At 56.8% G+C, this 11,755-nt stretch carries 11 protein-coding genes and 1 tRNA gene; 5 read left to right on the plus strand and 7 right to left on the minus strand.

The window, feature by feature from the left end; all coding sequences use genetic code 11:
- Window positions 1–17 precede the first annotated feature (17 nt).
- The 4 genes from J2D73_RS05670 (at window position 18) to J2D73_RS05685 (ending at window position 4,295) form a co-directional block, all read left to right on the plus strand.
- Entirely contained in the window at window positions 18–356 is a 339-nt protein-coding gene (locus tag J2D73_RS05670) for a 4a-hydroxytetrahydrobiopterin dehydratase (protein WP_207880196.1), read from the plus strand.
- 293 nt (window positions 357–649) lie between these two features.
- Complete coding sequence (locus tag J2D73_RS05675) at window positions 650–1,807, plus strand: phosphotransferase enzyme family protein (protein WP_207880197.1); 1,158 nt, start codon at window positions 650–652, stop codon at window positions 1,805–1,807.
- A gap of 5 nt (window positions 1,808–1,812) precedes the next feature.
- On the plus strand, window positions 1,813–2,415 hold the full coding sequence (gene pnuC / locus J2D73_RS05680) for a nicotinamide riboside transporter PnuC (RefSeq protein WP_243429703.1): 603 nt from the start codon (window positions 1,813–1,815) through the stop codon (window positions 2,413–2,415).
- A gap of 299 nt (window positions 2,416–2,714) precedes the next feature.
- Complete coding sequence (locus J2D73_RS05685; protein ID WP_207880201.1) at window positions 2,715–4,295, plus strand: Na+/H+ antiporter; 1,581 nt, start codon at window positions 2,715–2,717, stop codon at window positions 4,293–4,295.
- 319 nt (window positions 4,296–4,614) lie between these two features.
- Here J2D73_RS05685 and J2D73_RS05690 read toward each other — a convergent pair whose 3' ends face one another.
- Both J2D73_RS05690 and J2D73_RS05695 read right to left on the minus strand, forming a co-directional pair.
- Window positions 4,615–6,159 carry a cobyric acid synthase gene (locus J2D73_RS05690; protein WP_207880203.1) on the minus strand — a complete coding sequence of 515 codons (1,545 nt, stop codon included), beginning with the start codon at window positions 6,157–6,159 and terminating at the stop codon, window positions 4,615–4,617.
- A 217-nt stretch (window positions 6,160–6,376) separates the two neighbouring features.
- Window positions 6,377–6,937: a histidine phosphatase family protein gene (locus tag J2D73_RS05695; protein ID WP_207880204.1), complete on the minus strand. Its 561-nt coding sequence runs from the start codon at window positions 6,935–6,937 to the stop codon at window positions 6,377–6,379.
- 416 nt (window positions 6,938–7,353) lie between these two features.
- Between J2D73_RS05695 and J2D73_RS05700 the strand changes: the two genes are divergently transcribed.
- The gene (locus J2D73_RS05700; RefSeq protein ID WP_207880205.1) at window positions 7,354–8,424 is read left to right on the plus strand and encodes a GTP pyrophosphokinase; all 1,071 of its coding nucleotides are present in this window, start codon (window positions 7,354–7,356) and stop codon (window positions 8,422–8,424) included.
- A 111-nt stretch (window positions 8,425–8,535) separates the two neighbouring features.
- On the opposite strand, the gene J2D73_RS05705 is transcribed toward J2D73_RS05700, so the two are convergent.
- The 5 genes from J2D73_RS05705 to J2D73_RS05725 all read right to left on the minus strand — a co-directional run bounded on the left by J2D73_RS05705 (window position 8,536) and on the right by J2D73_RS05725 (window position 11,698).
- Window positions 8,536–9,912 (minus strand): DUF6538 domain-containing protein, encoded by a 1,377-nt coding sequence (locus tag J2D73_RS05705; RefSeq protein ID WP_207880206.1) that lies wholly within the window; start codon window positions 9,910–9,912, stop codon window positions 8,536–8,538.
- A gap of 88 nt (window positions 9,913–10,000) precedes the next feature.
- A tRNA-Leu gene (locus tag J2D73_RS05710) sits at window positions 10,001–10,086 on the minus strand.
- A 71-nt stretch (window positions 10,087–10,157) separates the two neighbouring features.
- Window positions 10,158–10,985 carry a M48 family metallopeptidase gene (locus tag J2D73_RS05715; RefSeq protein WP_341535030.1) on the minus strand — a complete coding sequence of 276 codons (828 nt, stop codon included), beginning with the start codon at window positions 10,983–10,985 and terminating at the stop codon, window positions 10,158–10,160.
- Window positions 10,982–11,494: a YcgN family cysteine cluster protein gene (locus J2D73_RS05720; RefSeq protein WP_207880208.1), complete on the minus strand. Its 513-nt coding sequence runs from the start codon at window positions 11,492–11,494 to the stop codon at window positions 10,982–10,984. The genes J2D73_RS05715 and J2D73_RS05720 overlap by 4 nt, the downstream gene beginning before the upstream one ends.
- A gap of 18 nt (window positions 11,495–11,512) precedes the next feature.
- A complete protein-coding gene (locus J2D73_RS05725; protein ID WP_207880210.1) occupies window positions 11,513–11,698 on the minus strand; it encodes a hypothetical protein in 186 nt (61 codons plus the stop codon).
- Window positions 11,699–11,755: the final 57 nt, after the last annotated feature.

Raw genomic sequence — 11,755 nt, forward strand, 5'->3', positions numbered from 1 at the left:
TCAGGAACACGTGGACGTTGAAAGCTTTGGCCGAACGACGGTGTGCGCCGTGCGCGAATGACGCGGCCCCTCTGGCTCCGGATGCTGCGTCACGTCTGTTGGAGCAACTGGATTGTTGGTCTTTCGCGGAAGGCGGGAAGATCATCGAACGACGGTATCGCTTTCCGGATTTCGCCGCGGCGCTGGCGTTCGTCGATCAGGTGGGCGCGCTTGCGGAAGCGGAGGGGCATCACCCGGATTTCTCCTTCGGTTGGGGCTACGTGACGCTTTCGCTCCATACTCATGCGATAGGCGGCCTTCACGAAAATGACTTTATCCTTGCGGCGAGGATCGACGCGCTCAACGCGTCCCGGTGAATTCGGGACGCTGGCGTTTGCCGCCCAAGGAATTCGGGGTTGCAGGGGAGGGTCGTTACGGCTCGTTCCCGGAGCGACTGACGGTCGTTCATGTAAGATTGTTCGCGGAAATGCGCTACGCCGAGCGTCGCGGCGCTATATGCGCGTCTGGGGTATGCTTCGCCCCATTGTCAGGGCCTTTAAGGCTCCGGGTTGGCTCCGGCGCGATATCGGGAAAATGGACTGCGGCGGTCTTTTTCGTCTGATATCGAGTTGTTTGTGATGGTTGCCGAAGCGACGCAGGGACTGGGGATTTGAAAGAAAAGCTGGAGCCTCATCGGTCTCACGGTCTAGGGCTTGAGGATGTCGCTCCAGACTGGCCTGCTCTGGAAATGGAAGATGTGGAGCCTCTCCTGGCGTCTTATCCGGACGCGGGGCGGCCGCTTGAGATCGTCTGGAGAAGTCCTCGGCCGTTTTCCGCCGCCGCCCAGATCAGGACGAATTGCGGAACTGTGATTGTGAAACGCGTTCATCGTGACGTGCGCAGCCCGGGCGACATGGAAGATGAGCATGCCTTCATCGCCCATCTTCGGGCGCGGGGGGCGCCAATCATCGAGGTCCTGCGCGACCACGATGGGCGCAGTGCGTTGCAACAGATGCTGTGGACGTACGAGGTTCACAGGGTCGGAAACGGGCTCGACGTTTACCGCGATGCGCCCTCCTGGACCCCATACCGTTCACCGGACCATGCGCATGCTGCGGGGGTGAGTCTTGGTGCGCTCCACCGCGCCGCCTCAGGTTTCGCCCATCATGCGCGACGCGGCGGGATGCTGCGGGCGGATTTCAGGTTGTTCGGGGACGAAGACCCCATCGCCCGGATCGAGGACGACCTTGCCGCGCGACCGGCGCTGGCGCGATGGCTGGGCGAGCGGGACTGGCGCCGCGAGATCACGGAGCGTCTGTTGCAGCCGTTCCATCGTCGCGCGGTGGCTGCCGTCCGTGCGACGCAGCCTTTGTGGACGCATGGAGACTGGCACGGTTCGAATCTGCTCTGGAGCGCGGAGAGCGACGACGCGAAGGTTTCGACAATTATGGATTTCGGTTTGTCGAACAGTTCTTTCGCTCTCTTTGACGTCGCCACGGCGATTGAGCGGGCTCTGGTGTCGTGGCTTGATTTTGAGCGGGGCGTGGAGCCTGTGGCTGATCTGGATCAGCTCGACGCCTTGCTGGACGGATATTCCGCGACAATGCCGCGTGGCGCGTCGCTGCACGGTCTGGCTGCCCTTCTGCCGCTCGCGCACGCCGACTTCGCCCTGAGCGAGGTCGAGTATTTTGCTGGCGCAACGGGCAATATGGCGCACGCCGCGCTGGCGTATGACGGCTATCTGCTGCGCCATGCCGACTGGTTCGATGGGAATGAAGGACGCCGCCTGTTGCGTCGGATCGCCGAGCGCGAGGCGCGCGCCGCGTGAACGGGATGTCGCCCGTCGAAGAAATTGCAGTGATCGTCAGTCTTCTGGGCGTTTGGCTGACTGCGCGGCGCATATGGTGGTGCTGGCCGGTGGGGCTGGTCGGCGTGCTGCTCTACGCGTGGTTGTTCTACGGGTGGAAGCTCTATTCCGACATGCTGTTGCAGGGCGCCTACGTCGTTTTGCAATTGTATGGGTGGCGGCGCTGGCGCGTCCGAGCCGATGCGGAGACAGTCGTGGGGGTCGCGCCGTTACCGACCGGAGAGGCACGGATGGCGCTCGGTTGCGGCGTCGCAGGAGCGATGGCGTTAGGGTGGGCGATGCGGCGCTTCACGGACGCCGCGTTGCCATGGATGGACGCTGGATTGACCAGCTTCAGTCTGGTTGCGACGCTCTGGGCTGCGCGACGGCATCGGGAGAACTGGGTTTTGTGGATCGTCGTCGATACGATCTATGCCGGGATGTTCGCCTATCGCGGTTTCTATCTGACGGCGGCGCTATACGCTCTCTTCGTAGGGTTGGCGATTTACGGCGCCGTGGCGTGGCGTGGCGTGGGCAGGCGCGCGCGGTTTGACAGGACTTTTGCCCGCACATGGAAGGCTGGAGCGTAGTGTTGCGGCGGCTCTCGCTCCCCGACGGGGGCGTCTCCTGATGCGTTTGCGCCACGCTTGGCAAATACCTGGCGTAGACAGTCTTTTAGTTCCGCAGTGCAAACGGGCACTTTTCTGGAATTGAGGCCGTTCGAAACTGCTCCGTCGCCGTCATTTTCCAACCCTGTTATCGCTGTCCATGCTTTTCGCTCTCTGTCGTCTTGTATTCACACTTGGCGAAACTCTCGCCGCGCCCGATACTTTCGATCCGGTCGAGGCGTCGCATTCGCTACATTTCCCGGAACTTTAGAGGAGAGGCCATGTCGGACGTCGCGCGGTTTGAGTTTCTGTTGGTTATCATTTCGGCGATTCTCATTCTGGCGCTGGTCGCCCGACGCCTGAGGCTACCTCCCTCGGCCGCCTTCATCGCGGGTGGGCTGGTCATGGCGCTGATCCCGGGCGCTCCGTCGATTACGCTTGATCCCGATCTGGTGCTTGTGATTTTTCTGCCGCCGCTCCTGATGTCGAGCGCCTATTTCACGGTGTGGGCGTCGTTCCGCGCCAACCTCGTCAGCATCCTCAATCTGGCGGTTGGCGCTGTGCTGTTTTCGACGCTGGCGGTCGGGTGCGTCACCCGGTGGCTGGCGCCAGGGTTGCCGTGGTCGGTATGCTTCGCTCTTGGCGCGATACTTGCGCCTCCTGATGCTGTGGCGGCGAAAAGCGTTCTTGAACGGGTGCGCCTCCCCGAACGGCTCTCCACGTTGCTGGAGGGTGAGAGTCTGCTGAACGACGCCAGCAGCATCGTGGTTTACCGCGTGGCCATTGCGGCGTTTCTGACCGGCACGTTTTCGATAACCCGCGCGACCACGATGTTTGGCGTCTTGTCAGTAGGCGGCGTCGCGCTGGGTCTTGCTCTCGGGTGGGCCGCAGTATTCCTTATCCGCCGGATCGGAAACGCGACCGTCGTCATCTGCCTGACCCTGCTGTTGCCATGGGTGGGATACGTGACCGGCGAACGTCTGGGCGTTTCAGGCGTCATGGCCACGGTGACGATGGGCTTGTTGTTTGGCTGGCACCAGCACGAGGTGTTTCCTGCCAAGACGCGACGCAGCGCCGATGCGTTCTGGGAAGTTCTGACGTTCCTTCTGGAAGCTTTGATCTTCGTGATGATCGGCTTGTCGCTGCATAGTATCGCTCCGCTTGACCACGAAATTTTTCCGACCACCGGGCGTCTGGTCGGCGGCGTCGCGGGCGTGGTTCTTGCGACCATTGTCGTGCGTTTCATATGGGCCTACGGCGCCACCGCAGTGGATTGGACGCGGGCCGCTCTTCGCGGAATCCCGCACCGCAAGGGTCGATGGGGCGAAGCGGCGATACTGGGGTGGGCCGGGATGCGTGGCGTGGTCAGTCTGGCGGTTGCGCTGTCAACGCCGGAAGATATGCCGGGACGTAACTTCGTTTTACTGACGACCTTCACTCTTATCCTTGTGACTGTTGTGGTGCAGGGCGGCACGCTGTCGACGTTGATCCGCTGGACCGGCGTAGGCGAGGAGAGCGAGGAGGCTGACGGCTTCCTGCTGACGGAATACGAAGCGCGTGCGCGCATGGCGACGGCTCAACGCGAAGCCATCGAAAAACTTGCCGTCAACGAGGCAGGCGAAGTTCTGCACCCCCGCCTACTGGAGCAGTACAGGTTCCGTGAAGGCGCCGCCACCCGGTATAGCCGCGATCCAGGCGGCTTGAAGAATGATCGGGATGCGCATTACGCAGCGCTTAAAGGGACTATTGTCGCCGGTCGCTCCGAAATTTTGAAACTGCACCGCGCGGGGAAAATTCACGACCATGTCCTGAGGCGCTTGGAAACGGAGTTGGATCTGCAGCAACTCGCGCTGGAGACTTAGGAAAGTAGTGTTTCTGTGAGGCGTTCTATAAAATATTTTTATATATAAACTATTTTTTCGTTTTATTGTTCATGGCCGAGATGGCGTCGTGTGTGCCTGCCAGCCGTAAAATGTAATTGGGGTCAAGCGCCCTGACGATACGATAAACAAATAAAATTTTGAGCATAGATTGGCATTCACATAGAGGGGCCGTCCTGATGCCTGAGTGGTCGTCCGCCACATGTTCTGGCGCCAGTGTGGGGCAATTTTACAAATCTCCGCGGAGCGCCGGGCTGGAAATGTTCGCCGTTCCGCCTGCTGCGCACATGGCCAGAAGCGTTCAGGAGCGCGTAAAGCATTCTGGTATTCGCGCCAGCGCCAGAAGCCCTTCGATGTCTATATGCGCGGCAACGTGCTCGGCTAACGCATCAAGAGATTGTTCTAATGCTGCATCAAGACTTTTCTTATCTATCGAGCGCGTCCCTGTGCGCGTGCGGTGGGGAGCAAGAAGTCCAAGAACGGCGTCGCGAGCCTCTTCGTCGTCGAACAGGCCATGCATGCAGACGCCCATGACGGTGCCGGAGGCGGAGGTGGCTCCTTCTCCGGGTTGAGACGGGGCGCTGACGACACGTGCGAAGGGGCGCGTGCAGTCCGGTCCCGCAGTGAGCCCGATGTGGTTTTGGGTCGCGTCGAATTCGATGTTCTTAGACGGAAAGCCAAAACGGGCCGGCTCGCGATTTTTGCGCCGGTGCACGATCGTCGCCACGTCCAGCAAGCCAAGCCCCGTCACGGTTACCGGGGGTCCATCGACGCCGTAGGGGTCAGCGATGCTATGGCCCAACATCTGATAGCCCTCGTTAAGGCCAAGAACGCGGCCGCCATGCCGCACATGCCCGATTATGTCAATGCTCCACCCTTCGGAGCGTAACGCAGTTAGCCCGGTGATGACGGAGGTCGAGCCGGGAAGAATAATCACATCGCACAGGGGAAGCGGACGTCCTGGTGGAATGAATGTCAGGCGTAGACCGGGGCTATCCAGCAACGGGTTGAAATCTTCTTTCAACCTGTCTGTCGCAGGCGGCATTGGAACGACGATGTGTAAGTCGCTTCCGTCCCTGTGGCGGGAATCCTCCTGCAGCAGAGGGGAAGCGAATAATTGAAGCGCTTCGTAAACAGATTTGTTTGATGAAGGACGAATCAGAGGGACCACCCCCAGAGAATCCCAGCCTGTGAACGCGCGGATCGCATCTATCGAGGATGTAAATTTTTCCGAATTACGCAAAACGCTGTTGACGATCACGCCTTTGACCCTTGCCTCATCGTGTCGTGACATGATCGTGTGCGTTCCGATGAGGCTCGCGATAGCGCTTCCACTTCCGCGCGAAGCTTCGGTCACCATGACCACGTCCACGCCTGCCGCTTGCGCGAAACCCATATTGGCGACGTCTCGGTCCCGCTGGACAACGTCGCCGGCAGCGTCTGCGCCGTCGATCAGCACGATGTCTGCGTCCTGAGCGACAGAACGAAAACTGCTGAGAATGGTCGGCATAAGATCGGCCCGGTTGATCTGACGGTCGTCTCCGCTCAGCGTGTCGCTCCGACGCCCACGTATCAGGATATCCGTATGCGACTGCGTGCCGCCATGCGGCTTTTCGTAGCGTTGAAAAACCACGGGGTTCATATCCGCAACTGGTGCGACGCCAGAGGCGATTGCTTGCATAAATTGGGCGCGCGAGACTTTCCTGTCGCCGGGAATCAACATTGGGGCGGCGCAACTCGTTTGCGCAGCGAAAGGTCGTACACGCAATCCCCTGCGGGTTAACACACGTGCGATGCCCGCCAGAAGTGTCGATTTTCCGACGCCGCTGCCAGTTCCCTGCAGCATAAGTGCTAAAGCAACCAGACAGGCGTCCCTTTCCGTTCAAACCTGCATAACAAGCGTGAACGGCGTCGCCACGGCAGATCACATCGTGATGAATATAATTATTTTTGAGATGATTCCATTTTTTCTTTTCCCGGCGCCGTCTACCCGGCGGAAAGGGCGGGGCTCAGGCTGTCGCTCGTATGAGGGCGTTCACTTGCCTAACACTACGGCATGCGGATCAGACGTCGGACGCAAGATAGGTCGAACGGGGAGTAAAAATCCTGATGGAGCCTTGCGGTTGCGACGGATCAAGAAGATCGGGCGTCTGACCCGACGCCAGAGCGGACAATATGCGCAGTGGTCCGCCGTGCGAGATGACACAAATGGGTTCCCGCGTCGTCGAGATGTCGTCCCAGAAATCAACGACTCGCTGCAGCAGGCTGGCGCCGGTTTCTCCATTGGGTGGAGAGAAGGCGAGGGGGGCCTGGTTCCAACGCTCCAAAGATGCGCGATCGACGTCGCTCCAGGCCATACCTTCCCAGTCGCCGAAATCATACTCGAGGAGTCTAGCGTCGATGCATGGAGGCTTTTTGCTCTCCAGTGTAAGCCGAAGCGCTACAGCTTGGCATCGTGCCGCTGGAGAACTGTAAATGGTCAGGCAAGATGCCGCCCGCATCGCCATGGCCAGCCCATCCGAAAATGTTTCCCAACCATGTTGCAGCTCAACATCCATGCGACCGTAACAGATGCCTGGCGAAACATTTACTTGCGGATGTCGTGCGAGAATTAATGAGGGCATCTTGTTCGGTGTATTAACGCATGGTCATCGTGTGTGTTATGCAAGTAATTCTATGCCGGGAACGCTCTGGACGTGAAGTGTAATGACGAAGGCGTCTGACGGGCCTGTAAGGAAGACAACCAGCTACTGCGCTGGTGCGAGCTGCGGGACTCGAACCCGCTCTCCGTGGTCGCAACCAATCAGACAACCCATTGAAACAGAACGATAATTTCAGACGAAATCATCCTTCATATTGTGACTGCGGGTTAATTCTGCGGGCAAACCCGTGGGGCAGTCAAGAAGTAGTTTTAATTACCGTCAATGACAAAATTTCATAGGGGACATTGCGAATAAAATGTAACATATTGTTTGCACTCATCATATTTTCAATGGTGTAAGTGGTAGAGGGATCGGTGTAAGTGGTAGAGGGATCCTAAATGTCAGAGGAAAATACAGTAGCGTCTCACGTCGCACAATATGAGCAACAATTAGGCTTATATTCTTCTTTTTCTGAAAACTTAGTTCATTTATTGCGATCAATTATTAATGGAGATGATTTTAAGATTCATGTCATCGAGGCGCGTGTTAAAACAATTAAGAGTTTTAAAGAAAAATTAAATAGACCCGGAAAGTCTTACTCAAATCCACTGCAAGACATACCAGATCTCTGTGGATGCAGAATTATTACTTATTATGCTGATGACGTAAAAAAAATTTCATCCATTATTACTGAGGAATTTGATGTTATTGAAGAAGAGCTTTCTCACCAACCAGGTGAACTGGAGGTGGATAAATTTGGTTACTTATCAGCGCATTACATAATCAGACTTGGGAAAGGTCGTCGTGAATTAACTGAGTGGAAAAAGTTTTCTAGTCTACACGCAGAGATTCAAATTAGAACAGTCATTCAGCACGCTTGGTCAGCGATTTCACATGAAATGCAATATAAACAAGAAAGTAGCGTCCCATCAACGCTACAGCGGCGCCTTTATCGTATTGCGGGCCTTTTCGAGTTAGCTGATGAAGAGTTTGTTAAAATCCGTGACCAAAAAGCTCTTCTAGCTCAAGAAGCTAAAAAACTGGTTGCGAGTGGTCAACTATCAATACCTCTTTCATTGTCAAATATTTTAGAAGCTATAAAGCAATGGCCTTATATGAAAGAATTTAAAGAAAGAGCAATTAAATTAGGATTTGATTTTAATTATAATATTGATGATGAAAATACAGTATCTGACATTTATAGGTTAGCTAAGGTAGCGAATTTGCATTCGATTAATGATTTATTATTGATGGTTGAAAAACCAGAAATTGATTTTTTGGATTATGTATGGGAGAAGCAACACGGTCAGACCTCATGGACTGTTTCAGAAAGCTTCCTTTTTTATCTTATGATGCTCTATCGGTTAAAAGATAACGTTTCTGTTTCTTATTTAGTGGACGGTGGTTGGGGGGAATCAATTGCTCGTGGAGTCATTGATGCAATTGAGGCGTTAGAAAAAAAACATTGAAGAACAATCTCTATTTGGATTTCCTAATTTCTGGAAGGGGGGTCAACGGGGGGAGGTATTCCCCCTTGCCAGCTGTCGAATGGGTAGCCATCCGACACTGCTGGCTCCCGCCTAACTCCAGCCTTTTCTGAAAAGATTGTCGGGATAAGAAATCGCTTCAACGGTCTGTTTGAGATTGGCCGTTTTAATGCCGCTGAGATAGGTCGAAGTGCCTTGGCTCTTATGCGTTGCTTCATGGCCGAGAAGCCTATCAATCCAGATTTCGCGAATATCGGCTGAAGCGTTCCGGAGTTGCGTCGAGACGCTGTGCCGGAACGAGTGAAACGTAATCTCAGCCGGCAGTCCGAGACGCGTTTTCATCGTCGAGAAGGACCGCCCGAAGACTGTGCCCCGAACGCCGTCCTTGGACGTGTTGAGTCCGGGAATGAGATAGGGGCCGTCCATTTTGTCTTTCAGGGTGAGAAGTCCTGCCTCAATGAGTCTGGAGTGCACTGGGACAATCCGTGTTCCGGCGTCTGTCTTAGGTGACCAGCCGCTGTCTGTGTGAGGCCGGATGATAAAGCACGGAATGCCGTCGATGGTCTGAAGGTCTTCTTTGCGGAGATGACTGATTTCCCCCAGCCTCATGCCGGAATAAGCCCCTATCATCGTGACGATGCGGAATGTGCTTTCAGGGACAGAGCTACTGGGCCAATCTCCTGTCATGAGGGTTTGCAATTCCTGAGTGCTCCAACCTCGCCGAATGGTCTTGGACCCAGTCTCAAAGCTCCATCCGGTCCAGGGGTTCTTCTTGACCAATTCCCGTTGCAGTAACTGGTTCCACAAGGCTGAGAGCCGCATCATATGGTTCTTCACGCTCTTGCCGCTCAGAGTGGGGCGTCCGTCCGTTTTGGTACGGTCTGCTTCTTCCTTGAGTGTGAGACTGCTTTTCCGCTTTCCAAGCGAGGCAGGCAGAGAAAAGAGCAAGTCCCGGAAGGCTCCGGCCTTCTCACCGCCAATGATAGAGACAGGCGCATCACCGAAGGCTTGCAGAAACAGCTCTACGGCTCTCTGCGTCGCCTTGCGAGTATCGGCGCTGGCGTGTGGGTTCTCAAGAACAAACCGCGTCAAAGCCTCAGACAGAAGCAAGGGTTGGGGTTTACTTTGCATCTTGGGAGCCTTCCGCATGTTCTGCGGTCGTAGTCTCGGTTTTGAGGCGGGCAAAGGTATCGCTTCAAGGCCTATCGGTGCTTCGAGCAGGCGATGTAGGTCCCTCAGTGCGTCCCGCACGTGCGGGACAGCTGGTCGCTCCTGTCCCTCAGCCAAAGCCTGAGAGGTCTTCTCAAAGAGTTCGGTCGTTCTCGCATGCAGCACAGAAGCGCGTTTGCGGGCTTCGCTCTGATAGCCTGTTTTTAAAGAAACCCAGATTTCTCGCTGGTTCAGCACAGAACGAAGAGCAGGGGGTACGATTCGGCGGAAGTGGTAAGTGGTGCCGCGAATACGAAGCATTAGACGTCCTTCAGTGGGGAAGGACGGTGGAGCAAAGACAACCTTTGCCCCATTCAGGCCGAAAAACCGTTCATTTCCGGGAAGTCTGTGGTGCGAGCTGCGGGACTCGAACCCGCACGTTCTTACGAACTCGAGATTTTAAGTCTCGTGCGTCTACCATTCCGCCAAGCTCGCGCGGGGGCGAAGGCCTTCTAGCACGCGTAATCGTCGGCGTGAATGAGGCGATGCCGCTGATGATGCGCGTTTTATTTCGCCTCTGACCCCGAGCCTGCTCGCATGAGGGACGGCCCGCAGGCTCGCAACCAATTCTCGGCCTGACGACGGTATGGGGTCAGAGTGTCCACCAGAGTCCAAAAGGCCTGACTGTGATTGAGATGTCGCAAATGGGCGAGTTCGTGGAGGATGACGTAATCCTGAACCATCGTCGGCGCCATGACGAGCCGCCAGGACAGCATCACACGCCCGTCGGCGGAACAGCTTCCCCAGCGGCTCGACGTGTCGCGAATGGCTACGCGCCGCGGAGAAAGGCCGGTGCGCACCGCGTGTTCGCTAAGGCGAAGCGACAGGCGCTGCGCCCCGATCTGTCGCATGAAGTCCGAAACTCGCCTCTGGAGGAACGCCAGATCGCCGCTGACGCGCAGTTCGCCTTCCTCCAGCCATGCTCCGCCGCGCCCTTCGGGATCGTGCCGGATGAGATGGGGTTCGTCATCTATAGGAACGGGAGCGCCGACTTCAAAACGCACAGGGGCGGCGGTACGCTCCAGTTGCCGCTGCACCCAGCCGGCATGATCGCGTAGCATCGCCACGCCAGTTTCCAGTCGTGTCGTAGCGGGAAGCGTCAGCACAACCCCACCGCCGCGTGGATCGAGGCGCAGTGAGATTCGGCGAGCCCGGTCGGAGCGGCGCAAACGGACGCCGACCGGGCCACCCGGCAGCATTAATTGCTGGGTAGCGACGATGTCGGCGACGCTTTGCGACGACGGAGAGGGGATGGTCGGCATCGCATCGCGCTGGGACAGCGCGGTGCCAGAGTGCGCGCCGTTCCGATCATCCGGACGACGCGACGGCCTCACAGGCTGTTTCTTCCGTTCGAGTTTCGTTGATTGCCGCGCGCTCTGTTTTGTTTCCCGGTCGTAGGGTCTTCGCCCGGCCACTTCACAATGTACCGTTCGAACTCGACTGCATCTCGTTCGCTGATACACCGCCCCGATGCAGACACGCCCGCTTCGACGACGCTTTCAGCGCGCCCGCTGACCAACGGGTGCCATTGGGGCAACGGACTCCCTTCGGCCAACAAGCGGTAGGCGCAGGTCGGCGGAAGCCAGTCAATATCACCAAGCATGTCCGGGGTTAACGTCACGCAATCCGGCACCTTGCGTCGTCGCGTCTTGTATTCTGTACACTGGCACGTCTTCAAATCCAGCAGACGGCAGGCGACAGAAGTGAAGTGCAGCGATTCATCATCTTCATCGCGCAGCTTGTGCAGGCAGCAGCGGCCGCATCCATCGCAAAGCGACTCCCACTCGTTGGGAGTCATCTCTTGCAATCTCTTGGCTATCCAGAACGGGGGCGCTTCAGTCATGGCGGCATGGTAGCTTTTTCAAAGGTAGGTAGAAAGAGTTTCGGTTTTGACAACAGCGATCGACTGGGTGGCGCGCCAAAATCTGCATGCCGAGACGGGGCGGGTCACGCGCGCCTTGTTGAGCATATGGCGCGGCTTATTGCGCGCGGGCGGATCATCGAGGCCGTCGATCCTGCCGCGTTGATCGCTATCATGCGCTTTCATGAAGTCAGCCTTATTGAAGCGCTGGCCTATACGCTCGCTCGGTCTGCTGACTGGCCC

Origin of the sequence: Acetobacter sacchari (genome assembly GCF_017377715.1) — a bacterium.
GTDB classification, from domain to species: domain Bacteria; phylum Pseudomonadota; class Alphaproteobacteria; order Acetobacterales; family Acetobacteraceae; genus Acetobacter; species Acetobacter sacchari.

Coding starts and splice junctions, on each gene's coding strand:
- pnuC (WP_243429703.1), top strand. CDS start 1,813: ATGTCGCCCGTCGAAGAAATTGCAGTGATCGTCAGTCTTCTGGGCGTT.
- J2D73_RS05685 (WP_207880201.1), top strand. CDS start 2,715: ATGTCGGACGTCGCGCGGTTTGAGTTTCTGTTGGTTATCATTTCGGCG.
- J2D73_RS05690 (WP_207880203.1), bottom strand. CDS start 6,159: ATGCTGCAGGGAACTGGCAGCGGCGTCGGAAAATCGACACTTCTGGCG.
- J2D73_RS05695 (WP_207880204.1), bottom strand. CDS start 6,937: ATGCCCTCATTAATTCTCGCACGACATCCGCAAGTAAATGTTTCGCCA.
- J2D73_RS05700 (WP_207880205.1), top strand. CDS start 7,354: ATGTCAGAGGAAAATACAGTAGCGTCTCACGTCGCACAATATGAGCAA.
- J2D73_RS05705 (WP_207880206.1), bottom strand. CDS start 9,912: ATGCTTCGTATTCGCGGCACCACTTACCACTTCCGCCGAATCGTACCC.
- J2D73_RS05720 (WP_207880208.1), bottom strand. CDS start 11,494: ATGACTGAAGCGCCCCCGTTCTGGATAGCCAAGAGATTGCAAGAGATG.
- J2D73_RS05725 (WP_207880210.1), bottom strand. CDS start 11,698: ATGAAAGCGCATGATAGCGATCAACGCGGCAGGATCGACGGCCTCGAT.